This window comes from Anseongella ginsenosidimutans (assembly GCF_008033235.1).
Taxonomy (GTDB): Bacteria; Bacteroidota; Bacteroidia; order Sphingobacteriales; family Sphingobacteriaceae; genus Anseongella; species Anseongella ginsenosidimutans.
This window is the reverse complement of record NZ_CP042432.1, coordinates 3,211,023-3,236,113: the sequence shown is the minus strand read 5'-3', so window position 1 is coordinate 3,236,113 and position 25,091 is coordinate 3,211,023. Positions and strand designations below refer to the sequence as shown.

The window sequence follows — 25,091 nt, the reverse complement described above, 5'->3', positions numbered from 1 at the left end:
TGCGCTATTTTTGAAATAATGTACTACGCCGCTATTGACATAGGTTCCAACGCAATACGATTGATGATCGCCGCCATTACCAGGTCGGGAAGTAAGGTAAGCTATAAGAAGAAATCACTTATCCGCATTCCGCTGCGATTGGGAGACGAAGCCTTCCGGGACAAGCGCTTGTCTGAAACGAAAGCAGAAGGCCTTTTAAGGGCCATGCATGAATTTAAACACTTGATGGATAAGTATGACGTGTCCGATTACATGGCCTGCGCCACGTCCGCCATGCGGGAAGCAGTCAATGGCCCGGCGATCATTGAAGAAGTAAAAGATAAAACCGGCCTGGAGATCCGCATCATAGACGGGAAAACCGAAGCCGGTATCATTTCCGGTCATCTTCAGGCAACCCTGGAAAAGAAAAAGAACTATTTATACATTGATGTGGGCGGCGGCAGTACGGAGCTTTCGGTCTTTTCAGGCGGTGGTATCCAGGCTTCGGCTTCTTTCAATATCGGCACCATCCGTTTAATGGATAAACGGGATTCGGAAGATATATGGAAAGAAATGAAATCCTTTATCCGGACAAATACCCGGGATCTTAAAAAAGTTTACGGCATTGGCACCGGGGGGAATATTAATAAACTCATTAAGTTATCAGACGAAAAGAAAAAGGATTACCTGTCATTTTCACAGCTAAAGAAGACCTATGATTACCTCCGGTCATTTTCATTAAAGGAAAGGATCGAAGTGCTGGGGCTGAATCCCGACCGGGCCGATGTGATCATTCCCGCGTCGGAAATCTTTCTTTCCGTGATGGAATGGGGAGGGATCAGGAAGATCTACGTATCCCGGAAAGGGCTCGCAGACGGAATCATCAGCCTACTTATTGAAAAGAATTTCAGGAATGGACAATGATTGAGTTTATAGCTTCACAATAAAGCCCAGGTCAACGAAATCCGCCTGGAACCGGTGCATGTGCAAGGTACTTTGCAGGCCCAGGTGAGGGGTGAAGAGGTAGGAAAGCCCTGAATTCCAGTAATAATGGATATCGTGAAAGCTGTTATAATAAAGATAGCGGCCAAATAATCCTTTAACTTCAAACCTGCTCATTTTCACGGCGGCGCCCAGGCTTAATCCCAGCCTCCAGGGATCATAGGAAGTACCGTAGTGCTGGTAGGTTTCCCGATGGCGCTGCGGATCAAATACGGAATAATAATAAACCGCGTTCAAACCCGCCTTCAGGTCAAGTACCTCGTTCAGCCGATAATTATACCCGGCGTACAGCCCTGATTTGAAGAAGCCATCGTGGCTTTCGTACACCCCTCTGCGGCCTATGCCGGCAAGCACCTCAAAGGTATTCCGCTCAAGGGGAGTGAAATTATCCCTGGTTTTCCTGTAAGGCTCAGGTCCGAAACGGGATTTAATGCCTACTGAAATATTTCCCGTATTAATGCCTGAATTAGGGATATTGAATCCTCCGTTTGACAGATGCAATACATGAAAATTTGCCAGCGCACTGAAATTTTCACCCAGCGGAACTTCCATTTGCAGCGCGGCCTTTAGCAGCTGGTTAAGATGGCTGCCGATAAAGCGGTTGTCCGGGTGGGTAAAGTAATTTTTGGAAATATAGGAAAGCCCGACCGACGGAACCAGGTAAAAATGTACCGGGCCGGCCGCTGCCAGTTCAAATTCCAGGCTGGCCGAAATCCCGTATGCCTTTCCGAATGAGTTAGCGGACGTATCCAGGTGGCCGTCCAGCCGGTTCAGATCCCTGAAGGTCAGGGCCAGGCCAAACTCCCGCGCTCTTAATTTCTGTATCCAGGCATCTTCCTTGCCCCTGAGATTGAATCCGTAAACGATATCAAGTCCCGGGATGGGGTCATTAAAGGTATGATCATTTTCCGGGAGGAGATGCGTACCCAGCACGGGGGAAAAACTAAGCGAGTGCCGTGGAATTTCCTGCGCACGCACTGTTCGCTGAAAAAAAGAAAAACAAAGAAAAAGAACGCTAAAAAGTACAGTTGGCTTCATTTACAAATACGAATAGTTCAGACAGGGGGATAGAAGCACATTCTGTGCCATTTTAAATTTCCAGCCCGGAGCCCGTCCGGTAGCTTCCCCGTTCGCAGTATTTTTCGTATTTTAGCCGGGTTAAGATTTGTTAAAATGGCAGAAGAAGAAAAAGACGAAAAAGGATCGAAAATTATTCCTATCAATATTGAAGAAGAAATGAAATCCGCTTACATCGATTATTCGATGTCGGTGATCGTTTCAAGGGCTTTGCCGGATGTGCGCGACGGTTTAAAGCCGGTTCACAGGCGTGTACTCTACGGTATGCTTGACCTTGGAGTTACCAGCGGCAAGGCGCATAAGAAATCAGCCAGGATCGTAGGGGAGGTGCTTGGTAAATATCATCCCCACGGAGATAGTTCGGTTTACGATGCCATGGTTCGTATGGCGCAGGACTGGTCGCTGCGTTACCCCCTTGTAGACGGACAGGGGAACTTTGGTTCCATGGACGGGGATAACCCGGCAGCCATGCGGTACACGGAAGCAAGGCTGCGGAAAACGGCGGAAGACATGCTGGCTGATATTAATAAGGACACGATTGATTTTCAGCTTAACTTTGACGATTCCCTGGAAGAGCCTACGGTCCTTCCGGCCCGGATCCCGAACCTTCTTGTAAACGGCACTTCAGGTATAGCAGTAGGGATGGCTACCAATATGCCTCCTCATAACCTCAACGAGGTGGTGGACGCAACCCTTGCTTATATCGATAACAAGGAGATCACCATTGAGGAATTAATGCAGTACGTTAAAGCCCCTGATTTTCCTACCGGCGGGATAATTTACGGCGTCGAAGGTGTGCGGAGTGCCTTCGAAACGGGGCGCGGAAGGATCGTCATGCGCGGGAGAGCAGAGATTGAACCTTACGGGAATGACCGCGAACGCATCATCGTGAGCGAAGTCCCCTACCAGGTGAATAAGGCCCAGATGATTGAACGTACAGCAGAACTGATCAATGCCAAGAAGCTCGACGGCATTACTGCCATCAGGGACGAATCGGACAGAACGGGACTGCGGGTGGTTTACGAGGTTCGCCGGGATGCCAATGCGGGGGTAGTTCTCAACAATCTGTATAAATATACCGCGCTTCAGACTTCTTTCAGCGTAAACAATATTGCCCTGGTAAAGGGGCGGCCCATGATGCTGAACCTGAAGGACCTTATCAGGCACTTTGTTGAACACCGTCATGATGTCGTCGTGCGGCGAACCCGTTATGAACTGGCGGAAGCCGAAAAAAGGGCACACATCCTGGAAGGTTACCTGATTGCCCTTGATCATCTTGACGAGGTTATCCGGCTTATCCGTGAATCCGCGAATCCTGATGAAGCCCGGGAAGGCCTTATCCGTGAATTCGGGCTTACCGAAGTGCAGGCAAAAGCCATCCTGGAAATGCGCCTCCAGCGTCTGACCGGCATGGAGCGTGAAAAAATCAGGGAAGAATATGCACAATTGCAGGAGCTGATCAAGTACCTGAACGAAGTGCTTGCCAGCGAGCCGCTGCGAATGAAGATCATTTCGGACGAACTGATTGAAATAAAGGAAAAATACGGGGATGAACGCCGGACCGAAATAGTACACGCCGCCGGCGAGATCCGGATGGAAGATATTATCGCCGATGAAGATGTCGTGATCACGATTTCGCATGCAGGGTATATAAAACGCACGCTGGCGACCGAATACCGGGTGCAGGGCAGGGGAGGACGCGGTTCCAGGGGAGGCACCACCCGTGAAGAAGACTTTATAGAACGTATTTTTATTGCTTCTACGCATAACTGGATGCTGTTTTTTACGGAAAAAGGACGCTGTCACTGGATGAAGGTTTACGAGATACCGGAAGGAAGCCGTACGTCCAAGGGCCGGGCCATTCAAAACCTGATCCAGATTGAAAAGGACGATAAAGTAAAGGCCTTCATCAACGTCAATAACCTGGAGGACGAGGAATACCTCAACAGTAATTACATTATTATGTGTACCCGCAAGGGAACCATTAAGAAGACGGCGCTTGAAGCCTATTCCAGGCCAAGGGTGAACGGGATCAACGCCATTACGATTAATGAGGGTGATCAACTGCTGGAAGCGAAAATGACGAACGGTTCTTCGGAGATCATCATGGCCAACCGTTCCGGCCGGGCCATCCGCTTCAATGAGAAGCATGTCCGTCCCATGGGCCGCACAGCTGCAGGCGTTCGTGGCATAACTCTTGCTAGTGAAAACGATGAAGTAATCGGCCTGGTAGCGGTAAACGATCCTGAAACCACTATTTTGGTGGTTTCTGAGAAGGGATACGGTAAGCGTACAGACGTGGAAGATTACAGAGTGACTAACCGGGGCGGTAAAGGGGTGAAAACCATGAATATTACCGACAAAACCGGGCAATTGATTGCCATAAAAGGCGTTACGGATAAGGATGACCTGATGATCATCAATAAATCGGGCATCATTATCAGGATGGCGGTAAGCGAACTTCGCGTAATGGGCAGGGCCACGCAGGGAGTAAAGCTTATCCGTTTGCAGGAAGGAGACGAGATCGCCTCAGTAGCCCGGGTACAGGATACGGGAACGGAGGAACTGGGAGAAGAAGAAGCCGGATCTCCTGAAGAAAGCGGATCTGCTGAAGAAAGCGGATCGCCTGAAATAGATTGATCTTAACAACTTATAACAAAATGAAGAGAATATTATTAACTACACTATTAATGGCGGGCATAGTTGCCGGTGCCACCGCCCAAAAGGGAAAGCTGAATCAGGCTAAAAGCAGCTACGACAATTACAATGCAATGACCAGCCTGAAGCAAACAGAAGAAGCTCAAAAGTCCCTGAATGAGGCCAAGGCGGTAATAGAAGAAGTAATTGCTCATGAAAAAACCATGAATGAGCCCGAAGCTTATCTTTATAAGAGCCTGATATATTCTGCTATCGCCAATGATTCGACCATGCAGGACGCGGCTTCCGAGCCGGTTCAGGTTGCATATGACGCTCTTGCTAAAGCGAAAGAACTCAATAAAGAGAACTCTGTCAAGGAAGAGGATATGAAGATCGCTGAAGAGAATATTTATGTGGCCAGCTATAATAAAGGGATCAACGCTTATAATAACCAGAGCTTTGATACTGCCTTAAAATTTTTCAAGGTGGCAACAGAGGTAAAACCCACCGATACCACCCTGTACCTGAACACCGGAGTTACGGCAGAAAAGGTAGGGGATACGGCATTGGCAATTGCATCCTACTCAAAGCTTGCAGAACTTAAATACAAAGATCCGGCAATTTACGCGGTACTTGCCAATTTATATTTTTCCCAAAAGCAGGAAGAAGAAGCATTGGGCGCTCTTCAAAAAGGCCTGGAATTATTCCCCGGCAACAAAGACCTGATGATCACTGAACTTAATTATTACCTGCAGCGCGGTGAGGCGGCTAAGGTAATTGACAAGATCGCGGCTTCTGCCCAGGCTGATCCCGGGAATAAATCATTATGGTTCGCGCTGGGAGTGGCTTACAACGAAATTGACAGTACTTCCGCCGCAGAGGAAGCCTATGCAAAGGCGCTTGAAATCGACCCTAATTATTACGATGCGAATATCAACATGGGTGTGATTGCGATTGATAATGCCAATAAGATCGTACAGGAAGCCAATAAGATCCCCCAGGATAAGGCGCAAGAGTATGAAGCAAAAATTGCAGAATATAAGGAGGCATTGAAAGGGGCGCTTACTTACCTTGAGAAGGCGTACTCCAGCGGGCAGAGAGACAGGAACCTGCTTTCAACAATGCGTGAAATATATGTAAAGCTGGGTGACACTGCCCGTGCAGAGGAACTCACGAAAGAACTGGAAACATTATAAAGAGAGAAGAGGTAATGAAAAAAATTCTTTTCCTTTTCTTAATGATCGTAAGTATTGCGGATGTGCAGGCCCAGCGGTCCCAGGTCCGCAATGCTTACGGTTATTTAAGCACGGGGAATCTTGATGCGGCTAAAAAGGCTATAGATAATGCTTCAAAGGAGGAACAGGTAGCAAACCGGCCCAGGACCCTTCTTTATAAAAGTTTTATTTACTCAGGCATAGCCCTGGATACCAATCACAAAGCCGCCGTTTTCGGTGAGCTGCAGGTGGCTTTGGATGCGATCAAGCAGATCACGGGAAAAAATAAGGGCAGTTCTATTGGCCAGGACGACGTTGATGATGCCTTTAACCGGATATTTACCGCAAGTTATAACCGCGGCATGCGGGCTTACAACGAAAACAATCTCCGGGACGCCTTAAGATATTTCGAGTTTGCCAGCCAGCTGAATAAGGAGGATACTTCGTTATACCTTAACCAGGCCGTACTTGCTCAGAAGCTGTTTGAAAAGGAAAAGGCCATTCAGGCGTACGAACAGCTGCTTAAAATGAATTATAAAACGCCGGAGATCTACCGCAACCTTGGAAAACTTTATGAAGAAACCGGCAAGGCAGCGGATGCATTCCGGGTTTTCCAGGAGGGGAGGGAGGAATATCCTGAAAATGAAGGCCTGGCCTTTGACGAGCTAGGTTTTTACCTGAAGAATGGCAACCCGGCTGACGCGATTGAAATGCTGGAGTCGGTAATTAAATTTGATCCAACTAACCCAACTATATGGTTCTCGCTCGGTGTGGCCCAGCTGAAAGCCGGAACGATTGGAGAAGCGGAAGATGCGTTTAAAAAAGCAGTAGAGCTTAAGCCCGATTATTACGACGCTTTTTATAACCTGGGGTTGATCTACTATAACAGCGCATCAAAGCTTATAAAAAAGGCCAACGACCAAAGCCGGTTTATTTCGGAAGAAGAGTACAGCGTATACCGTAACGATTATTTGCAGGAACTGAATGTCGCCGAAAAGTTCTTCGAAAAAGCGTATGCCTTGAATCCGAAAGATGTAAACCTCTTAATGCCACTCCGGGAAGTGTATGTCAGGACAGGACAGCCGAACCGGGCTGAAAGGCTCCGGGCCGAAATATACCTTCTGGATTAGCTAATTCTCTTCCATCAGTATCCGTTGAAAATGTGTCTCGAGGTGGCTTCTCATGGCATTCCTGAAAAGATCGGGATTACCATGTTTTAGTATCTCCACCAATCCTTTATGAGATACATAACGTTTGACCCTGATGGGTTTTTTAAGAAGATCGCTTGAATGCACATAATAGAATACAGGAAAGAACATCAGCTGCAGCCGTGTAAGCGTGCTGTTACTACCGATCTGGTATAACTTACTGTGAAAGCGGTATTCGAAATCCCGGTCAAAATAATTTTCGTCTGTTACCAGGGGTTCGGCGGCTACTATTTCGGTAAGCTCCTCTAAATCTTTCTCTTTCATCCGCTCGAAGATCAGGTCCGCCATTCCCATTTCCAGCACCAACCTTATTTCATAGAGATCTTTCAGCGTTTCTTTACTAAGAAGCGAGGGGTTCATCACCTTGCTAAGCAGGGAAAGAATATCCGGGTTAGTGATGACGGCCCCGCGATGTTTCTTGGACTCTATAAGGCCGATCATTCTCAGACGCAGCAGCGCTTCCCGGACAACTGTACGGCTTACGCCAAGCGTTTGAGCAATATCAATTTCCTTAGGCAGACTGTCGCCGATCTTAAATTTTCGTTCAATTAAAAAATCGACAAGGTTAGATTCAACTCTATCAACAAGGCTGCTGCTTTCGATAGGTTTCATCGAATTCTTAAGCTCAATGAGTTTCATGCAATAATTAAATTAGGTTTGTTATCAGCTTCAGCGTTAGGTTACAGGGCCTAATATTACATAAAACATTCATGATCGCCTAATTTTGCGTTTAAATTATTCCGCGAACATAAGCATCACTGTTTCCTTTCCGGGGGACGAAGAGGAGGCTCTTTTCGCCGGGCGGAATAGTGTACTTAACATAATATTAATTATATACCGAAATTGCCATGATTTGGAGGACATTCCTTTGCAAATACATTTTATTCGAAGCTTCCGAAGTCCGTTCAAAATGCATCGCCCGCTGTAACACCTGCCTATACCGGAAAATTGCTGATAAGTTCATCCAGTTCCAGCCACCGGAAGGTTTTTTCGTCGATTTCCTCGTTTAATTGAGCGATCTTTTCCCCGCATTCCTGTAGTTCTGCGTAATCCAGGTTGCCGGCTTCCATCCGGGTTATTAATTCTTTCTTTTCCGCTTCCAGGCGATCGATAATCGCCTGCAGGCCTTCGTACTCCTTTTTTTCCTTGTAGGATACTTTCTTTGGAGGTGTTGCCGGTGGCTGGCCTGCGGAACTCCCGGCCTGTACTTCCGCCAGCCTGGGGTTCACTTTCACGGCCTGCGCTTGTTTTCGCTTTTCCTCCTGAATTTGTTTTAGCTTTTCTTCCTGGATTTCTTCCTGTTCAGCCCGGTACGCGCTGTAATTTCCGTTAAAGACGCGGATATGGCCTTCTCCTTCAAATACAAAGAGCTGATCTACCAGGTGGTCCATAAAATAACGGTCGTGGGATACAAGCATCAGGCAGCCGTTGAATTTTTCGAGGAAGTCTTCCAGCACATTCAGGGCGGCTATATCAAAGTCGTTCGTGGGTTCGTCAAGGATCAGGAAATTAGGCTGTTTAACCAATACTTTAAGCAGCTGAAGCCTTTTTCGTTCGCCCCCGCTGAGCCTGTTTACGAAGGTGTATTGTTTTTCCCGCGGAAACAGGAACATTTCCAGGAACCTGGACGCCGATACCTGGGAGCCGTCCGATAAGGTGATAAATTCGGCTATTGCGGTTACTTCTTCAATCACCCGTCCTTGCAGGTTAAGATCCTCGGCTTCCTGGGTAAAATATCCGAACTGAGTGGTAAGGCCCGGGTTTGCTTCCCCCTTGTCCGGAGATAATCGGCCTGTAAGCAGGTTCAGGAAAGTGGATTTTCCCATCCCGTTTTTCCCTACGATCCCAATGCGGTCCTGCTTTTTAAATATGTACGAAAAATCGCTGACTATCGGCCGGCTGCCGAAACTCTTTGAAATCTGCCTGCATTCCAGGATTTTTCCGCCCTGGCGGGTTTCCCGCATGTCCAGCGCTAATTTATCTTTTTTAAAGGACTGGGAAGCCTTTTCTTTCAGCTCGTGGAACGCTTCGATCCTGCTTTTGGATTTGGTACCCCTGGCTTTGGGCTGTCTCCGCATCCATTCCAGCTCCTTTCGCAGGAGGTTGCGGGCGCGGTCTACTTCTGTTTGTTGTATTTCTTCCCTGGCGCTTTTCTTTTCCAGGAAATAAGCGTAATTGCCTTTATACCGGTACAATTTACCCCGGTCCAGTTCCAGGATCTCCGTAGCGACCTTGTCCAGGAAATAACGGTCATGCGTTACCATGATCAGCGTGATCTGTTTCCCAGACAGGTAATTTTCCAGCCATTCAATGGCTTGCAGGTCCAGGTGGTTGGTAGGTTCGTCGAGCAGAATGAGGTCCGGATCGGTCAGCAGCATCTGCGCCAGGAATATGCGCTTCCGTTCTCCGCCGGATAAGGTACCGAAGGCTTGACCAAGATCAGGGATACCCAGCCGCCGGGTGATCTCTTCTACCCTGGCTTCATAATCCCAGGCGTGGAATTCCTCCATTTTATCCTGAAGAGCCTGCATTCGTCCGGCAGAAACATGCGGATCTTTTACGGCTTTTTCATATTCCTTTACAACGGTGGCCACTTCGTTGTCGGTGGGGAAAAGTATAGCGTCCAGGGTCGTATTTTCGTCGACATGCGGCTGTTGGCGAAGGTACCCGATCCTTATCCCCTCCCGTATGCTCACGCTTCCGTTATCAGGACTTTCCTGGCCGCATAATATTTTTAATAAGGTAGATTTCCCGGCTCCGTTCTCTCCTACCAGCGCCAGTTTATCGCCTTGCGAAATACCCAGGCTCAGGTCTTTGAATAGCCAATGGTCATGGTAAGATTTGGAAAGTTGCTCCGCCGAGAGATAAATGCTCATAAATTGCCCTTTTGACCTGCAAAGGTAGCATAATTCCTTTGCAATCACCCCGGATTCTAAGGGTTAACGGCGCTTGCTCCCGGTCCGGGAGGTTCCGCTTTCCCCTTTCCGGTGTCTTCCAGCAGTTTTTCAACTACTTTTTCTACTACGATCAGCAATACGGCGCTAAGTACAGGGAACAGGATGTTTTTAATAGCTGTTTTCATTTCTGGATCATTTATATTAAAGTTAATAAAAACCCTGCCAATCACACGAACCATTGGCGGAACGCTGCGGCTTTTTCTTTGCTGATCGTGATTTCCGGGCATCTATTCATGTTCAGGACCAGGTGGAGCTTTCCTGTGTCATCCGATTTAAAGCCTTTAATAAATTTACGGTGTACAAGGAATTGCCTGTTGGCGCGGAAAAAATGCCCGGGGCTGGTCAATTCTTCTATTTCGTCCAGGGAACGAAAGTCAGTGATCCAGCGGTGCCCCTCTCCTTCTGCCAGGTAAATCAGTTCTTCCCTGGTAAAAAAAGCGATCTGCTTAACAGGGATCATATAAACCGCGCGGCCTTGCTGTACCACAAAATTTTCTTTGCAGGCCGGCTCCTGCTTATCCCTGCCTATAAAATCCATTAGTTTTTCCAGGTATGCGTTATTCCGGTATTTTTCCTGCAGCAGGCTGAATTTCCGAAGCGCGGCTTCCAGCTCCTTCGCATCCACAGGTTTAAGCAGGTAATCGATGCTGTTGATCTTGAACGCGCGGATAGCATATTCATCAAACGCGGTTGTAAAGATAACGGGACAGGCAGGCTGCATAAACGTAAAAAGGTCAAGGCTTATCCCATCGGATAATTGTATGTCGGCCAGTATAAGGTCAGGCAGCGGGTATTGGCTCAGCCATTTCCGCGCTTCCCGCAGGCTGGCCAGGGGCCCGGAAATTTCCCAGCCTGGCTCCAGGTATTTCAACAACCTGATTAAATGATCGGCTACAAGCCGCTCGTCTTCAATAACTAAAACTTTCATAAAAGCGGAAGTTTTACCTGGAAAATACCTGGGCTTTCCTGCAATTCCACAGGCTTTCCGGTGAGAAAGGAATATAACTGAACCAATTGTTTTAATCCCTGCTTGCTGGAATGCTGCACCAGCTCCCGGGCCTGCTTATTGTTTTCGACATACAGGAAATCATCTTTGTCATAAATCCGGATGTGCAGCGGATGCTGTTCATGCACTTCATTATGCTTGATCGCGTTATCGATCAACATTTGCAGGGTGATCATCACTATTCCTTTTTCTTTCGCTGCATCGCTGATCCGGAATTCCACCTGGAAAGCACGGTCAAAGCGGATTTGCTGAAGCGCGCAGTAATGATGGATAAACTCCAGTTCGGTTTCCAGGTTAACGACTTCATTTTCCTTATGCTGCAGCACATAACGGTATATCCTGGACAAATGATTGATAAAGCGTGAAGCGAGGTCGGGATCGGACTTTACCAGGCTGTCCAGTGAAGTAAGGGTATTGAATAAGAAATGCGGGTCTACCTGGTTTTTCAGGTGATGATATTGCATGCGCAATTTTTCTTTTTCCAGCTCTCCCGTGCGCCTGATCCCTTCTTTCCACCGTTCAATAAAATGGGCGCTGATAAAGGTCATGTTAATGGCAATGGAAAGCACGACCAGCGACAATAACATGATTGCTTTGGTCACGCTGGTAAAGGGAAAAGGCTGAAAATGCCGGAGCGCAATGAAAAAAGGATAGTAGATGATCATAATGACCACGATACCCAGCCCTATCTGAACCGCGATGCGCAGGTATAACTTGTGGGAAAACGGCAAATATTTATTTAACAATCGCTGTTGCCAGGAATAAATGCCCCAGGCTACCTGTACCAGCAGGATGAGCATCACCGAGCTGAAGATATGGCCTACCAGGGGCGTATCCGGGGACATAATGTGCCTTGTCACCCATGCCACGACGACAACAAACAGGGTAATGAAAATGCGATGAAAGTATTTATTGCTGACAAGGCTCATTTTTGCTGTTTTTTCATCTTTACCCGGCTTTGAACTCCGGGAGCCGGGTAATCAATGCGGCACCTGCTGATGCAAGCGCAAAGTGCTGAACATGTGCAAAGCAAGTTTAATCACGGCCTCCAAGGGGCAGGTATTTTGACCGGATGATATTCAGATGATGGATCTGATGCCCCACGATCAGGAAACCGATAGCCAACACCGATAGTTCATTGCCGCTTGCAATTCCTGCGCGTTGCAAAGCTTCCGAAGAAAGGCCCCGGAATAAAAGGATGCCGGCTCTTCTGACAATTTTTAGTTCTTCAAGCAGGCCTGCCAAATCCTTTCCTTCTTCCCCGGCCTGCTTTGCGTAATCATCCTGTTCAAAACCATGTAAGGGAGTCAGGTCATTCCTGGCGAAACGCAATGCGCGGTACTGGAATATGCGCTCTGTATCGATCATGTGCTGGAAAATGGTTTTCAGGGACCATTTGCCCGGTGCATAGACCTGATCTCCTACCCTTTCCAGCGCTTTTATATCCAATTCGTCCAGGACCCGGAGACTTTTGTCCAGTTCTTCGTATAATTCGCCATCGCCGGCGACGTTAATGTACCTGCTGAAATAACCTGGATCGATTTGAATAGCTGATTTTTTCATACTGTTTTTACCTGTTAATAACCAAGGAAGAGGGCGCGGACCTTCCGCCTTGCTCAAAGATAATTCTTTTTCCGGAGCCGTTTCTTTAACCAATGCCCCTTCCACATCCAGAGGCCGGAAAGGGCTACCAGCGGTAAAAACACAAATCGCACAGCATTCAGTCCTTCTTCAGTGGGAATCTGGCCATAAACCGCACCCAGTATGGGAATGCTCAGGATAATGTGTACCCAGCGGAGGATCTTTCTTTCTGTCACTGCTTTCATGTTATTGTTGCGTTCATGTGAATTTCATTGTATAAAGCTTTGGCGGCTGCTAACCGCCAAAGTTCTTCATTCGAATCGCCTGGTGATCGCAATACTACCGCACGCTGTCTCCGGGAGATGCCGGTAAAGGCTTGCTATCATGCCCGGCAGGCGCCGGGACGCGCGTGCTGCCATGGCCGGCGGAATCCTGTGCGGGGCATTCCTTCTGCCAATGGTTATAAGCGTGCCGCCCGCCCCCTTCCTGCCAGGGGCCATGATGCCAGCGGCCGCCGATCGCCGCCCGGACAAACAGGATGTTCATTCCGATAAACAGGATAATCACCAAAATCGCGGCCACCCGGGATATCGTCTTTAATACCGGCCTTTTTCCGAACGATCCGAAAATGTGTCCGATAATGAATACCATACAGGCCACAAACAGTACCCGTATGAAAATGATCAATGCAAAACTCATGATAATTAATTTTATGTGTGAATAATCTATCTGTTTAGTATTTCCCGGCATTCACGCTCGCCCCAGTGAGGAGCGTTTCCCCTGGCTGCGGAAGCAGACAGTTTTTCCAGGGCCAGGGCCGCCAGTTCTCTGGCTTTTTCCTTGTCGCCGCCGTACATTTTTGGGGCGTTATACTTCATCCAGGCATCCAGGAAAATAACCCGCGGGTTTTCGGGGCTGAGTTGCTGTGCCAGCTTTAGGTACTGATGCGCAAGCGGCCCGTATTTTGGCCCGTAAGTCATAGGGTTGATGAAGACCTTGCTTTGATAGATCCTGTTCATCACTACATATACTTCGGCCAGCTCCGCTTTCTGCCGGGCGGTATCCAGGAGGGAAAGCGCCTTTTTAATCTGTTGCTCGCCCCGATTGCTGAAGGGTTCTATGCGTTCTCCGTCTTTTTCATAAATAAACCCGATCTGTGCATTGCAGAACGCCGCATAGTACCAGGGCAGCCAGTTAACCGGATCGGTTTCGCCAAGCCGGACAAAATAGGTTTCCAGCCGGTGATAATCAGCTGGCTGGCTCGCATTGTCCAGCGCGGTTACGCCTGCCTGCAGCTTTTCAGGAACGCTTTGCTGCGCCCTGGCAAAAGGAATCAAAAGCAGCGTTCCCATCAGAAGCATCATTAACTTTTTCATTTTTGTTTGTTTTATGTGTGGATTAAAGATTTTCATTCATAAAATCATCGGTTCTGTCCACCCCGAAGCTCATGAACACGCCAATAAAGAAACTTCGCGGGGCGGGCAGGGTGACAGGCGTTTTGTGTACACCGTTATAGCTGTAGTTGTACCCAAAGACCTGCGGAGTACCCAGGATATTATTGGCGCCCAGGGCAATGCCCGAGAAATCCGGCTGCTTCCAATTTTTAAAGAAGGAAGTGAGGTAGGCAATATGCAGGTTCACAACGTTATAAGGCTTGGTAGTACCCTGGTCGAATACCCGGAACGTGCCGTTGTCCTGTTTCCGGATATCGTAATAGGGCCTTCCGGAAGCGAAGGAATAGGAGACGTTCACATTGGTGCTGATGCCCGGAAAGAACTTCTTAATCGCCAGCGTGGCCGTATGCGGCGCCGAAAAGGAAGGCCGGAGTGAAGAAGGATAATTCCTGAATTCCCTTTTTGTATCCAGGTAAGTATAGGTGAGCCAGTAGTCCAGGTTTGGAAAGGTTTTCTTATCCCTCCAGAAAAGTTCTGCTCCCCTTGCGTAGCCTTTTCCGTCGTTGCCTGCCGCCGGACCGGTAGTCACCAGGTTGCGGTATTGTTTGTAATAGGCTTCCAGCCGAAGGAACCTGTTACCTTCCTTGCGTGTATAATTGATGATATAGTGGGCGGCATTCGCATAATTAAGCGCCCGGTTACGGATCAGGAACTCGTTTTCAGGCTTCTGGAAAAACAAGCCGTAGGCAAGATTCACCTGCTGCCCGTCTTTGATCCGGTAGGCCAGGCCCAGCCGGGGCGCTACCGCGGCCTTTTTCAGCAGGGAAGAATATTCGAAACGAAGGCCGAGTTTCGCCGCAATGCGGTCGGTAATATAAACGTCCCCTTCCGCAAAAGCCGCTGTGAAATGATCGGTTAAGGTGGTCAGAGAATCATTATAATTGAAGCGGTCCCTGAAATAGAACTGTTCCGCTCCAAACCGGACGGCCTGGTTACGGGGGAGCTGCCGGGTAACGACCATCCTTCCCTGGCCGAAACGGGAACGGGCTATCCGGTGGCTGTTCTTGGACCTGAAGGGTTCGCGGGGAAGCTCAAGCATTTCGCTATTGCTGTCCAGCAGTTTCGTGGCAATATCGTCTTTATTATAACTGAAGGCCGCTGCGGCGTCAATCTTCCAGTTTTCACCCAGGTATTCCCGGTAATCGAGGTTCAGATAAGCGTTCCTGTTCATCAGCCCGAAGCGGGAAACAAGGGGAAGGCTGTCAATATCCGTATTATTCATCCCGATATTGCTGCTTCCCCAGTTGCCGTACACCTTGAACATACCGGTTTCGCTTGTTTTTACCCGGTAATTAAGGTCCACGCCCAGGTATTCCGGTCCCATGAAAAAATCGGGCTTCTGCGGAACAATCTCGTTATAGGGCGAAAGATTGCTATAATGGCCGCTGATGCCGTAACTGCTCTTTTTCCCGGGAGCCAGCTTTTGAAAACCGCCGGACAAATGCCCCGGCGCGAATGCGCTGAAGCTCGCAGATGAAGTTTCCGGCAGGTCCACGCTTTCCAGGATAAGGGCGCTGCTCATTGCCTGCCCGTAAAGGGCCGAATACCCGCCGGAACTGAACAATATGCCCTTGAATAAGAAAGGCGGGAGCCTGGCGGGCTGCATCAGTCCCGGAACTTCAGAATAATTTGGGTTCCTCAACAGCGTACCATCAACAAATTGCCGGGTTTCCGCCCCCGTTCCGCCGCGGACAAAAAGCCCCGCAGCCTCTCCTATTTGCTGGGCGCCGGGCAAGGCCCGCAACCCATTGGCAATATCGCCGCCGGTACCCGCTACGGTCATCGCGTCTATGGGTGTCAGCGAGGCGCCCTTTGCTTTATCGCTGGCCTCAAAACTGCCGGCGGAAACAACCACGGGGTCCATTGTGGAGGGATCAGGCTGCAGGACGATATCCAGCGTGATATCTTTGCCATCCAGCGTTACTTCCTTTTCAAATGGCAGGAAGCCAAGGAAGGAAGCCGCCAGAGTCTGTATTCCTTTTTCAGTTACTTCAAAACGGAAACGGCCTTCTTCGTCGCTGGTAGCCCCGGTAAGTGTGCCCGTCAGGTAAACCGAAGCGCCCGCCAGGGGCTTTCCGTTTCTTTCCTTTACTGTGCCCGAGATGCTTATTTGCCCCAGGACCTGGCTACTGAGTACCATCAGCAGGCCGCTTAAGATAATTTTCAACCGTTTCATGAAAACAAAGTAACCGCGGAGGGAAAGGCCTGTCAAACGAAACACAGCGAAGCGGAAGCCGGCAGCAACGAAGCCGAAGAAAATTACCAAGAAGCGTTTATGGAAGGCTGGCCACCGGACGGGCGCCGGGGGCGGTACCTTCGGAAAAGGAAGCCAGGGCTGCGGTTAACAGACAGGTAATAAAAAAAATAATTTTTAAAGACTCTTTTTCTGCTGTATTTTTACCGCTGAAAATGCGGTTTACCCAAACCATATGGCTATATCTATCCATAGCAGCTGTGACGCTGCAGTCGTTCGCTGTGCCCCTGGTATTTATGGGTTTTAACCTGAACCGGGAATACATAGCTGCCGAACTTTGCGTGAATCGTGATGTGCCGGAAAGCGGCTGTGACGGCCAGTGCTACCTGATGAAGAAATTAAAGCTGGCACAGCAGGACAGCCAGGGAACCGAAAAACCCGCGTCAAAAAAAGAATCCATCTGGCAGCATTGCAGCCACCTGGTAAAAAGGCCTACCCTGCTTCCATTAAGGGAAAAGCTGATGGCGCCGGCTGCTTATAAAGGAGATGGTTTCTTTTCGCCTTCTTCCGTCTTCCACCCGCCTAAACAAGTTTTTCTTACATAGACGGCTTTTCCGGGTTCGCATACCTTCCGGGGTATTCCCCTATGCAATCCAATGGCCGCTCCTTTTATTATTAATCCATTCCGTCAGCTCCGTCAGCGGCAGCGATCAACGAACTCCGCAAAAATTAATGATGCCAGCAGCAATCACGATGTCTGCAGCAATCACGGTGCCCGTAGCAATCGACGAATGCCGCGCAACGCGACGGGATGAATCTTCGTATGCTACTTTAAGTATAAACTTTAATGTCAGGATATTATCTCTTGCCGGTGTTTTTGCTCTGCGCCAGTTTGTGCGTACAGGTACAGGCACAAACTCCGGAACGGGCGGAAATTGTTGATACGCTCCAGGGCGTGGTTGTCACCGCCGGCCATTTACGTAAAAAAAGATCGGAAGCTCCTGTAGCTATCACCCAGTTAACTTCACAGGAGCTTTCTGAAACGCGCGCCTCCACGCTGGACCAGGTATTGAATAAGGCCAGCGGCGTTTTCATGGTTAACCTGGGAAATGAGCAGCATAGTATGAGTATCCGTCAGCCACTTTCCTATAAAAGCCTGTTCCTGTATCTTGAGGACGGCATCCCGGTGCGCCCGGCCGGCATATTCAATCATAATGCGCTGATAGAAATGAACATGGCGGCCCTTGAACGTATTGAAGTCGTGAAAGGGCCCTCTTCCGCTATTTATGGCAGTGAAGCCATCGGCGGATCCATTAATTTCCTCAGCGGAAAAGCGCCTGTCCGCCCGGAAATGTATTTCTCGATGCGCGGTGATAACCTGGGCTATAAAAGAATGGACCTGGAAGCCGGCGGTACCTTCGGAAAGGGGCGCCAGGGGCTGCAGGTAAACGGTTATTATGCTTTCCGCCGTCACGGGCTGCAGGAACACAGCGACTTTGATAAACTGGCGCTGAGCCTCCGCAGCGATGTGCAAATTTCGGCCGGAAGCAAGCTTACTACTACTGCCACGCTGGTGAATTATATGGCCGATATGACCGGAGCGATAGACAGCGGGCAGTTTTTTAGCCGGAACTACCCCAGTCAGCACAGTTTTACGTACCGGGAAGTAAATGCTTTCCGGATAAGAAGCACGTACGATAAAAGATGGGCTCGCGGGCAGCAAAGCAGTTTTACTCTTTTATATAGAAATAACCTGGTGGGCCAGAACCCTTCTTACCGGGTAAGAGATAACCGTAACGATCCGCTCAGCGCCAGCGGCGAGATCAACGAAAATACTTTTCAAAGTTACGGCGGCATTTTCCAGCATACAATGCCGCTGGACTTCTGGAACTCCCGCATAACGGGAGGCTTCAGCCTGGATGACAGCCCGGTGCATTACCTGGCCGAATACATCCGCATACGCCGAAACGAGTCAGGAAGGTATATTGGATACGAAACCGCCGATTCCATGCTCACCGATTACCGGGTAGGTATGCTTAATACGGCCCTGTTCGCGCAATGGGAAGCCAGCCCGCTTGAACGCCTGAAAATAGTAGCGACCATTCGATATGATGGATTCTCTTATAATTATGTGAATTCCCTGCCTCCCGGAGCGTTCTCGGGGGCTCCCGATTCCCGGGACCGGTTCAGTAATCTCAGCCCTAAGCTGGGACTGACCTATGATCTTGGCCGGGGACGCGGGCTTTACGCTAATTTCAGCACAGGCTTTGTGCCGCCGCAGGTTACCGAACTTTACCGGGGCGTAAAAGTGCCTGTGCTGGAACCTTCGGTTTACCGGAACTATGAACTGGGAGGCTGGCTGGCTTTTCCGGGAGGAAATGCAGAGATAAGCTTGTACCGCCTGGAAGGCAGCAATGAAATCATCAGCATCCTGAGCGAGGAAGGTACTACCGAAAATCGTAACGCCGGGAAAACCCTTCACCAAGGCTTGGAATACACCCTTAATTACCGTCTGCCTGCCGGCATAAAATTCCGGTTCGGCGGAACGTTTGCCCGGCATTCTTATGTAAGATATTCCGAAGAAGACCTCCGTTACGACGGCAAGGAAATGGATGCCGCCCCGCGCTGGCTTTCTAACAGCGAGGTGAGCTGGCACCCTGGATTTCTTAAAAGCCTGCATATAGCCCTGGAATGGCAGCACATGGGCAATTATTACCTGGATGCAGCCAATACGGAAAAGTACGGCGGTTTTGATGTGATGAACTTTAGGATCGGGGCGAACATCCGGGGAATAGCCGCCTGGATCCATATTATGAACCTTACCGATGAATTATACGCCACTCATGCCGCCAAATCCGCTTACGGAAAACGCTATTCGGCCGGCGCCCCCGGGCGGTCAGTATCGGGTTGGGTTACCGGTTTAATAAGAACGACAATTAAATTTTGAGTATGCTTACTTCAATCAATAACAATAGCTTCTTTTGTTTATACCCGCGTTTGAAGCTTTCGCGGTATGTGTTCTTCCCTCAGTATATGCTCCTTCTTTTGATCCTGCAGGCTTGCGGGCAGCAATCTTCACGCGGGCCCCTGGAAGCGTCCTCCGGTAAGCTGGCGGCTCATGCCCTGACACCAGCCGGAACGGAAGCCACCGATCCCTACTTTAGCAGGGATCACCTGGGAAACCCCGTTCTTTGCTGGACCGAAAAGCAGCAGGGCAGCGGGCAATATATCCTGAAATACGCGGTGTTCGATACCTCCCAAGCCAAATTCGGGCCGGCCATAGCGGTTGGCCCTTCCCGGGGAACTAAAACCAGCGCGGAAAGTGCGAATAAAGTGGCCTTTAAGCAAGACGGCACCGTGCTGGCCTTGTTTGGCAAACGTTTTGACGATCCTGAGAACCGTTTCGCAGGCGCTATCCAGTACAGCGTTTCAAGGGACCGGGGAACTACCTGGTCTGAACCCCGATACCTGCACTCCGACACCTCGCATCAGTACGGCCGGGGCTTCTTTGACGTCGCTATTCTTCCTGACGGAGAAGCCGGTGCCGTCTGGCTGGACGGGCGCTTCGGCGAAGCAGATACTGGTTCCGCGCTCTTTTTCTCCCGTACCGTGCCGGGCGGAGGCTTCGGCCCGGATAAGATGATTGGCCCAAGCACCTGTGAGTGCTGCCGGACAGATATATTGGTCGATTCTGCAGGCGTTATTCATCTTGCTTATCGCGATATCCTTTACCCGCCCGCCCGCATGGGCAGGCAAGTCCGGGACATGGTTTATTCCTGTTCCAGAGATCGGGGCCGTACTTTCCTTCCACCCATCCGCATCAGCGCCGACAATTGGGAAGTGGAAGGCTGCCCTCACTCCGGCCCTTCCCTGGCGGTAAATGCCGCCGGCGTCCGCGCGGTATGGTTCACGGCGGGTAAGGGAACCGCCGGAGGGAACAGGCGCGTTGGTGCCGGAAGAACTGCCCGGGAAAACGCCGGCAGCAGCTTGGCAAATGCATCGGCCGGCGTCTACCAGGCTGCCCTGGCCCATACCGGAGGCAAGGATCATTCTTTCAGCCAGAGAAGATTATTGAGTACGGAAGCAAGGCATCCCCAGCTAATCAGTCTTCCGGGCGGAGGAACAGCCATTGCCTGGGATGAAGTAATTTCCAGTACAACAGGAACAGCCAGGGAAACGAAAGGCAGCAAACCAGGAGAACCGGCTTCCGCCGATCATCGTAAACAAGCAGCGCACGGCGGACACGCAGCTCACAGCCCGCAGGCGGCTGGCAGCACACACCCGGGTCATGGGAATCATGCTTCCGCAGCGGTTTCAACAATTGTCCTCCAACTGACCGCGCCGGATGCAAATACAGAAATCATTCATTTAACCGATGGGAAGAACCCGGCTCATCATCCCGTGCTGATCAGTTTCGCGCCCGGAAAGCTGCTACTAGCCTGGGTAGAAGAAGAAAATGGGCTTCCGGGAATACGGTACAGTTTTATAGAGGTGCCGCGTTAGCGCCCGGTCAAGCGTGGTATAAGCAGCCCCGGGGCAAAAATGGCCGGGGCCTGGAGCGGCATTTCACGCTTAACACAGGACTAAGCTTCTTTGCTCATTTCCGCATAATGTTTGTAGAAAAGCGGGATGGTTTCTATGCCTTTGTAGAAGTTGAATAAGCCGTACTTTTCATTGGGGGAATGCAGGTTGTCGCTGTCCAGGCCAAAACCCAGCAGGACGGTTTTTACGTCCAGCTCCTTTTCAAAAAGCGCCACGATAGGAATGCTTCCTCCTCCCCGTGTAGGAATCGGTTGCTTCCCGAATGCTTCTTCCAATGCCTTGCTGGCTGCTTTGTAGGCCAGGGAGTCGGTAGGCGTTACCACTGCTTCGCCCCCATGGAGCGCCTTTACCGTTACCCGGACGCCCTCCGGAGCAATTTTTTCAAAGTGTTCCTGGAATAATTTTTCGATCTTCTTTGATTGCTGGTTTGGCACCAGCCGCATGGAGATTTTGGCGTGTGCCCTGGAAGGAAGCACCGTCTTGGCTCCTTCGCCCGTATACCCGCCCCAGATGCCGTTCACATCCAGCGTAGGCCGGATGCCGGTGCGTTCAATACTGGTATAGCCTTTTTCACCCCAAACGGCTTTGATATCCAGGTCTTTCCTGTAAGCCGCTTCATCAAAGGGCGCCTTGTTCAGTTCTTGCCGTTCTGCCGCACTCAGTTCCGCGACGTCCTCATAAAAACCAGGAATGGCGATCCGGTTATTCTCATCGTGCAGGGAAGCGATCATGCGGCAGAGAATATTAACCGGATTGGCGACGGCCCCGCCGTACACCCCGCTATGCAGATCGCGGTTAGGCCCCCTTACTTCCACTTCCATGTACGCCATGCCCCGCAGGCCGGTTTCTATACTTGGATGTTCCATGCTGATCATGGCCGTATCCGAGATCAGCACCACATCCGCGCTTAACCGCTCCCGGTTGGCCTTCACGAAGGATTCCAGGTGTTCAGATCCGACTTCCTCCTCCCCTTCTATCATAAATTTAATATTGCAGGGCAGTGAGCCGGTGTTCATCATCAGCTCAAAGGCTTTCACATGCATATACAACTGACCTTTGTCATCGCAGGATCCCCGGGCAAAAATCGCCCCTTCAGGATGTTCCGCCGTCTTTTTGATCACCGGCTCAAAGGGCGGCGTTTCCCATAAGTCCAGCGGGTCCGGCGGCTGTACATCATAATGCCCGTACACCAGTACCGTGGGCAGCTTGCTGTCAATTATTTTTTCCGCATACACCACCGGGTATCCTTCGGTTTCGCAAAGTTCGGCCGTATCGGCTCCCGCCTCTTCCAGCTTTTCCCGGACATATTCGGCTGTTTTCCGGATGTTGTCCTTCTGCGCCGGGTCCGCGCTCACAGAAGGCATTTTAAGCATTTCGAATAATTCATCCAGGAACCGCTCCCGGTTTTTTTCTATATAAGTTTTGATCTTTTCCATATACTATTTACTGGTTTAGAAAACTCTCTATCGCCAACCGGTAGGAATCCGTTCCGAAGCCGCAAATCACTCCCTTGCAATTCTTTGCCAGGTATGAGTGATGCCTGAATGCTTCGCGCCCATAGACATTGGAAATATGCACTTCTACCACCGGCGTTCTAATGGCCGAGATCGCATCGGCAATAGCTACCGATGTATGCGTATAGGCCCCGGCATTCAGGATAACCCCATCATAATCGAAGCCCACCTCCTGCAGTTTATCCACGATAGCCCCTTCCGAATTATTCTGGTAATAATCAATTTCCACCTGCGCGTAGCGGCTTCTTAATTCTTCCAATAATTCCGCAAAAGAGCGGCTCCCGTAAATAGAAGGCTCCCTGGTGCCTAAAAGATTCAGGTTTGGCCCGTTGATGATCTGTATCTTCATAAGCCAAATCTAGTAAATTTTGAGAGTCGAGGGAATTAAGATGCGGTTAAATTGGTTCCCCGTTCTTCAGCTGATCCTTTAGGTACTGATGCAAGTCCGAGGGCAATTTTACAGCTTTATTTGGGTTTTCCAGCACTGCAATATGATCAATCACCGCCCGCGTCATATCCGAAAGGTTTGCCGCCGTGTTTTCGGTAAACCCTGCTGATTTTAGCGTTTCGTTCCATTTCTCCTTTGGAATAGGTTGAGCTTCTATGTTTTTGTTTAGCAGCTTTGAAAAAGTTCCCGCCACTTCAAGCGAATTATATTTCTCAGGGCCCGTCAATTCAATTACTTTTTCGTCTTCGGAAAATGCATCCTTGATGATTATACCGGCAATGCATGCGGCCACATCCAGCGGAGAGTTCATGTCAATCTTTAAATTATCGGGAAAGAAGGTCGGCAAAACGCCGTATTGCTTCATCGTTTCCAAAAATCCAAGCCAGTTACTATAATAATAAGACGGCCGGACAAACACTTTTTGCACGTCCAGCGCGCTGATTCCCTCTTCCAGCATCCTGGACATTAAGATATTTCCCGTGTTGTCTTCAATTTGCGCGCCAACACAGGATAATCCTATCACCTTCTTTATTCCTGAATCCTGGATCGCTTTTTTATAATTATCCACCACGTGCTTTGTTTCCCCGATGATATCATTGGAAGCCGGATTTTCGGGTGTTAATAGAAAAACACAGGTGCCTCCCTGCAGGGCCTGTGTGAGCTGTTCAAGATTAAACAAATCCGCTGTCCGGGTTTCCACATTCTTTTCCGAAAGCTTAGCCGGATCCCGCACCACCGCCCTGACCGGAAGGTCGCGGCGCATGATCTCTTTTAAAATATTCGAACCGACTTGCCCGGAGGCGCCAATAACTATGTTCATGATTCTTGTCTTTTATTGTGTGAACAATCCCGGATTTAAGCTGCCAGCCTGTAGATTTTCATGAAGCTTTGCGAGGCAGCATAGCTATAGGGGAAGCAAAAAATTTGCCGAGATGACGGGCTTTTAGGCTTTGCAATTATTCCCGCTCACTTTCGCCCTTCCCAAATCTCCTTGATCACTTTTTCCTGCCCGTAGCCCAGCGGGCAGTGCGGGCTGTTGGTGTTCGCGCGGTAGCGGCGGCCTTTTTCGGCTGGGACGCCGGTGACGACGCGGCTGCCCGGCATCTGGACAAAGCCATTGGGGTCTTGTTCCCTCACCCAGTTCCAGGCGTAGCGCAGCCATTGGTTGCGGTAGGCTTCCGGTTGAAGCGCGTACCAGCTAATTTCGTCGTAGCCCCATACGAACCATTCTTGGCCGGGATCGCCAGGCTGGCGGCTGATGCCGTAATTGTCGAATTCTACCAGGTATGGAAGGCTTTCGCATTTCCAGCCGGAAGGGCTGATCCCTCCTTTGCTTTTTCTGTAGATAACGTCCATGTAATCCAGTCGCAGTTCGGTTTGCTGTGGCTCGGAAACGATGGCTTTGGGGCGCAGCGGAAAAGAATGGAAGTCCAGAAGCAGCTTTCCGTCTTTTTCTATTCCTCCGTGGGGAACATGGGCATCGCACAGGACGGTGCCGCGCCGCGCGTGTGCCAGCGCGTACTTTCTTATGCGGGAAAGCACAGACCACCAGCTGCTGAAACCGGTTTTGTAATCTTCCATGCCTATCAGTTCCACCTGGCCGAAATGAATGGCTTCCACACCGATGTCCAGGTAGTTCCTGGCGAGAAAATAGACCCACATCCGGGTTTCCAGGCGGCTGATATCGGGGACGCTCGATCCTTTGCTCCAGTGATCGACAAGTTTCCCCTCCTTATTGAGCATGGCAGCATAATCAAAATTCCGTTTTTCCGCAGCGAGGCCGAATTCTTTGAAAACCCATGCGGGAACAGCTACTTCATTCACTTTTAAGGTGATGATCTCGAATATGCAGGCCTGGAAGATCATTTCCTTGTCGAAGGCATGCATCCGGGCGATCAGGTCAGCAGCTTTGTTCCAGAAGGAAGGGTCATTAAAACGTTGTTCGGAGCCCCAGGAATAGACCGAACGGCCGATAAATTTGGCGCCGGTATTTTTCAGCATCCGGATATCGTCTTCCTTGTAGGGATAGGGGCCGTCCGTGTAAAACCCTTCGCCCGTAGCGAATTCGGCCATGGTAACGGATCTGCTGAGATAATTTTCAAGTACGTTCCGGCTAATTCTTCCTTTGCTCAAATCATAATTTCCACGGGGCTGCTCGATCCCGGATTTTTGAGCTTTCCGGTACGACAAGGAACAGGCAGAAGAAAGAACAATCAGCAAAGCCGGCAAAACCGCCCAATAAGTAAAATTTTTGAACATATATGATGATAAAGGTTCC

The 25,091-nt window shown here is 49.8% G+C and carries 22 protein-coding genes; 7 read left to right on the top strand and 15 right to left on the bottom strand.

Features of this window, described 5'->3' with window-relative positions:
• The first annotated feature begins 18 nt into the window (after positions 1 to 18).
• Positions 19 to 903, top strand: coding sequence for a Ppx/GppA phosphatase family protein (locus FRZ59_RS13445; protein WP_132128957.1), 885 nt, complete (start codon positions 19 to 21; stop codon positions 901 to 903).
• Positions 904 to 909: 6 nt separating this feature from the next.
• On the opposite strand, the gene FRZ59_RS13440 is transcribed toward FRZ59_RS13445, so the two are convergent.
• Entirely contained in the window at positions 910 to 1,959 is a 1,050-nt protein-coding gene (locus FRZ59_RS13440; RefSeq protein WP_158640634.1) for an acyloxyacyl hydrolase, read from the bottom strand.
• A 195-nt stretch (positions 1,960 to 2,154) separates the two neighbouring features.
• Between FRZ59_RS13440 and gyrA the strand changes: the two genes are divergently transcribed.
• From gyrA to FRZ59_RS13425, 3 genes are read left to right on the top strand one after another with little or no spacing between them, the layout of a single operon-like run.
• Entirely contained in the window at positions 2,155 to 4,698 is a 2,544-nt protein-coding gene (gyrA, locus tag FRZ59_RS13435; protein WP_132128955.1) for a DNA gyrase subunit A, read from the top strand.
• Between the two features lie 20 nt (positions 4,699 to 4,718).
• Positions 4,719 to 5,891: a tetratricopeptide repeat protein gene (locus FRZ59_RS13430; RefSeq protein ID WP_132128954.1), complete on the top strand. Its 1,173-nt coding sequence runs from the start codon at positions 4,719 to 4,721 to the stop codon at positions 5,889 to 5,891.
• 14 nt (positions 5,892 to 5,905) lie between these two features.
• Complete coding sequence (locus FRZ59_RS13425) at positions 5,906 to 7,039, top strand: tetratricopeptide repeat protein (protein ID WP_132128953.1); 1,134 nt, start codon at positions 5,906 to 5,908, stop codon at positions 7,037 to 7,039.
• Here the strand turns inward: FRZ59_RS13425 and FRZ59_RS13420 are convergent, their stop codons facing one another.
• The 10 genes from FRZ59_RS13420 to FRZ59_RS13380 form a co-directional block, all read right to left on the bottom strand.
• Complete coding sequence (locus FRZ59_RS13420; RefSeq protein WP_132128952.1) at positions 7,040 to 7,756, bottom strand: FadR/GntR family transcriptional regulator; 717 nt, start codon at positions 7,754 to 7,756, stop codon at positions 7,040 to 7,042.
• A gap of 296 nt (positions 7,757 to 8,052) precedes the next feature.
• A complete protein-coding gene (locus FRZ59_RS13415) occupies positions 8,053 to 9,993 on the bottom strand; it encodes an ABC transporter ATP-binding protein (RefSeq protein ID WP_132128951.1) in 1,941 nt (646 codons plus the stop codon).
• A gap of 56 nt (positions 9,994 to 10,049) precedes the next feature.
• Positions 10,050 to 10,199: a hypothetical protein gene (locus FRZ59_RS18540; RefSeq protein WP_158640633.1), complete on the bottom strand. Its 150-nt coding sequence runs from the start codon at positions 10,197 to 10,199 to the stop codon at positions 10,050 to 10,052.
• A gap of 41 nt (positions 10,200 to 10,240) precedes the next feature.
• On the bottom strand, positions 10,241 to 11,002 hold the full coding sequence (locus FRZ59_RS13410) for a LytR/AlgR family response regulator transcription factor (RefSeq protein ID WP_132128950.1): 762 nt from the start codon (positions 11,000 to 11,002) through the stop codon (positions 10,241 to 10,243).
• Positions 10,999 to 12,009 carry a sensor histidine kinase gene (locus FRZ59_RS13405; RefSeq protein ID WP_132128949.1) on the bottom strand — a complete coding sequence of 337 codons (1,011 nt, stop codon included), beginning with the start codon at positions 12,007 to 12,009 and terminating at the stop codon, positions 10,999 to 11,001. The genes FRZ59_RS13410 and FRZ59_RS13405 overlap by 4 nt, the downstream gene beginning before the upstream one ends.
• Positions 12,010 to 12,115: 106 nt before the next feature.
• Positions 12,116 to 12,643: a DinB family protein gene (locus FRZ59_RS13400; protein WP_132128948.1), complete on the bottom strand. Its 528-nt coding sequence runs from the start codon at positions 12,641 to 12,643 to the stop codon at positions 12,116 to 12,118.
• Between the two features lie 53 nt (positions 12,644 to 12,696).
• The gene (locus FRZ59_RS13395) at positions 12,697 to 12,906 is read right to left on the bottom strand and encodes a hypothetical protein (RefSeq protein WP_132128947.1); all 210 of its coding nucleotides are present in this window, start codon (positions 12,904 to 12,906) and stop codon (positions 12,697 to 12,699) included.
• Positions 12,907 to 13,000: 94 nt separating this feature from the next.
• Entirely contained in the window at positions 13,001 to 13,360 is a 360-nt protein-coding gene (locus FRZ59_RS13390; protein WP_132128946.1) for a hypothetical protein, read from the bottom strand.
• 26 nt (positions 13,361 to 13,386) lie between these two features.
• On the bottom strand, positions 13,387 to 14,037 hold the full coding sequence (locus tag FRZ59_RS13385) for a hypothetical protein (protein WP_132128945.1): 651 nt from the start codon (positions 14,035 to 14,037) through the stop codon (positions 13,387 to 13,389).
• Between the two features lie 22 nt (positions 14,038 to 14,059).
• Positions 14,060 to 16,291: a TonB-dependent receptor gene (locus tag FRZ59_RS13380; RefSeq protein ID WP_132128944.1), complete on the bottom strand. Its 2,232-nt coding sequence runs from the start codon at positions 16,289 to 16,291 to the stop codon at positions 14,060 to 14,062.
• A gap of 233 nt (positions 16,292 to 16,524) precedes the next feature.
• Here FRZ59_RS13380 and FRZ59_RS13375 point away from each other — a divergent pair, with 233 nt between their 5' ends.
• The 3 genes from FRZ59_RS13375 to FRZ59_RS13365 all read left to right on the top strand — a co-directional run bounded on the left by FRZ59_RS13375 (position 16,525) and on the right by FRZ59_RS13365 (position 20,812).
• Positions 16,525 to 16,914 (top strand): hypothetical protein, encoded by a 390-nt coding sequence (locus tag FRZ59_RS13375; protein ID WP_132128943.1) that lies wholly within the window; start codon positions 16,525 to 16,527, stop codon positions 16,912 to 16,914.
• A 242-nt stretch (positions 16,915 to 17,156) separates the two neighbouring features.
• Complete coding sequence (locus FRZ59_RS13370; protein ID WP_147698339.1) at positions 17,157 to 19,256, top strand: TonB-dependent receptor; 2,100 nt, start codon at positions 17,157 to 17,159, stop codon at positions 19,254 to 19,256.
• Positions 19,257 to 19,258: 2 nt separating this feature from the next.
• Positions 19,259 to 20,812, top strand: a complete 1,554-nt coding sequence (locus tag FRZ59_RS13365) for a sialidase family protein (protein ID WP_132128941.1) — start codon at positions 19,259 to 19,261, stop codon at positions 20,810 to 20,812.
• 80 nt (positions 20,813 to 20,892) lie between these two features.
• Here FRZ59_RS13365 and FRZ59_RS13360 read toward each other — a convergent pair whose 3' ends face one another.
• The 4 genes from FRZ59_RS13360 to FRZ59_RS13345 all read right to left on the bottom strand — a co-directional run bounded on the left by FRZ59_RS13360 (position 20,893) and on the right by FRZ59_RS13345 (position 25,072).
• On the bottom strand, positions 20,893 to 22,287 hold the full coding sequence (locus FRZ59_RS13360) for a dipeptidase (protein ID WP_132128940.1): 1,395 nt from the start codon (positions 22,285 to 22,287) through the stop codon (positions 20,893 to 20,895).
• Positions 22,288 to 22,294: 7 nt separating this feature from the next.
• A complete protein-coding gene (gene aroQ, locus FRZ59_RS13355; RefSeq protein ID WP_132128939.1) occupies positions 22,295 to 22,714 on the bottom strand; it encodes a type II 3-dehydroquinate dehydratase in 420 nt (139 codons plus the stop codon).
• Between the two features lie 46 nt (positions 22,715 to 22,760).
• Entirely contained in the window at positions 22,761 to 23,633 is an 873-nt protein-coding gene (locus FRZ59_RS13350) for an NmrA family NAD(P)-binding protein (protein WP_132128938.1), read from the bottom strand.
• Between the two features lie 146 nt (positions 23,634 to 23,779).
• On the bottom strand, positions 23,780 to 25,072 hold the full coding sequence (locus tag FRZ59_RS13345) for a hypothetical protein (RefSeq protein ID WP_207910262.1): 1,293 nt from the start codon (positions 25,070 to 25,072) through the stop codon (positions 23,780 to 23,782).
• Positions 25,073 to 25,091: the final 19 nt, after the last annotated feature.

Bases quoted from the DNA above. Each gene is read 5' to 3' on its own strand.
- FRZ59_RS13445 (WP_132128957.1), top strand. From the start codon at position 19: ATGTACTACGCCGCTATTGACATAGGTTCCAACGCAATACGATTGATG.
- gyrA (WP_132128955.1), top strand. From the start codon at position 2,155: ATGGCAGAAGAAGAAAAAGACGAAAAAGGATCGAAAATTATTCCTATC.
- FRZ59_RS13430 (WP_132128954.1), top strand. From the start codon at position 4,719: ATGAAGAGAATATTATTAACTACACTATTAATGGCGGGCATAGTTGCC.
- FRZ59_RS13425 (WP_132128953.1), top strand. From the start codon at position 5,906: ATGAAAAAAATTCTTTTCCTTTTCTTAATGATCGTAAGTATTGCGGAT.
- FRZ59_RS13420 (WP_132128952.1), bottom strand. From the start codon at position 7,756: ATGAAACTCATTGAGCTTAAGAATTCGATGAAACCTATCGAAAGCAGC.
- FRZ59_RS13415 (WP_132128951.1), bottom strand. From the start codon at position 9,993: ATGAGCATTTATCTCTCGGCGGAGCAACTTTCCAAATCTTACCATGAC.
- FRZ59_RS18540 (WP_158640633.1), bottom strand. From the start codon at position 10,199: ATGAAAACAGCTATTAAAAACATCCTGTTCCCTGTACTTAGCGCCGTA.
- FRZ59_RS13410 (WP_132128950.1), bottom strand. From the start codon at position 11,002: ATGAAAGTTTTAGTTATTGAAGACGAGCGGCTTGTAGCCGATCATTTA.
- FRZ59_RS13405 (WP_132128949.1), bottom strand. From the start codon at position 12,009: ATGAGCCTTGTCAGCAATAAATACTTTCATCGCATTTTCATTACCCTG.
- FRZ59_RS13400 (WP_132128948.1), bottom strand. From the start codon at position 12,643: ATGAAAAAATCAGCTATTCAAATCGATCCAGGTTATTTCAGCAGGTAC.
- FRZ59_RS13395 (WP_132128947.1), bottom strand. From the start codon at position 12,906: ATGAAAGCAGTGACAGAAAGAAAGATCCTCCGCTGGGTACACATTATC.
- FRZ59_RS13390 (WP_132128946.1), bottom strand. From the start codon at position 13,360: ATGAGTTTTGCATTGATCATTTTCATACGGGTACTGTTTGTGGCCTGT.
- FRZ59_RS13385 (WP_132128945.1), bottom strand. From the start codon at position 14,037: ATGAAAAAGTTAATGATGCTTCTGATGGGAACGCTGCTTTTGATTCCT.
- FRZ59_RS13380 (WP_132128944.1), bottom strand. From the start codon at position 16,291: ATGAAACGGTTGAAAATTATCTTAAGCGGCCTGCTGATGGTACTCAGT.
- FRZ59_RS13375 (WP_132128943.1), top strand. From the start codon at position 16,525: ATGCGGTTTACCCAAACCATATGGCTATATCTATCCATAGCAGCTGTG.
- FRZ59_RS13370 (WP_147698339.1), top strand. From the start codon at position 17,157: ATGTCAGGATATTATCTCTTGCCGGTGTTTTTGCTCTGCGCCAGTTTG.
- FRZ59_RS13365 (WP_132128941.1), top strand. From the start codon at position 19,259: ATGCTTACTTCAATCAATAACAATAGCTTCTTTTGTTTATACCCGCGT.
- FRZ59_RS13360 (WP_132128940.1), bottom strand. From the start codon at position 22,287: ATGGAAAAGATCAAAACTTATATAGAAAAAAACCGGGAGCGGTTCCTG.
- aroQ (WP_132128939.1), bottom strand. From the start codon at position 22,714: ATGAAGATACAGATCATCAACGGGCCAAACCTGAATCTTTTAGGCACC.
- FRZ59_RS13350 (WP_132128938.1), bottom strand. From the start codon at position 23,633: ATGAACATAGTTATTGGCGCCTCCGGGCAAGTCGGTTCGAATATTTTA.
- FRZ59_RS13345 (WP_207910262.1), bottom strand. From the start codon at position 25,072: ATGTTCAAAAATTTTACTTATTGGGCGGTTTTGCCGGCTTTGCTGATT.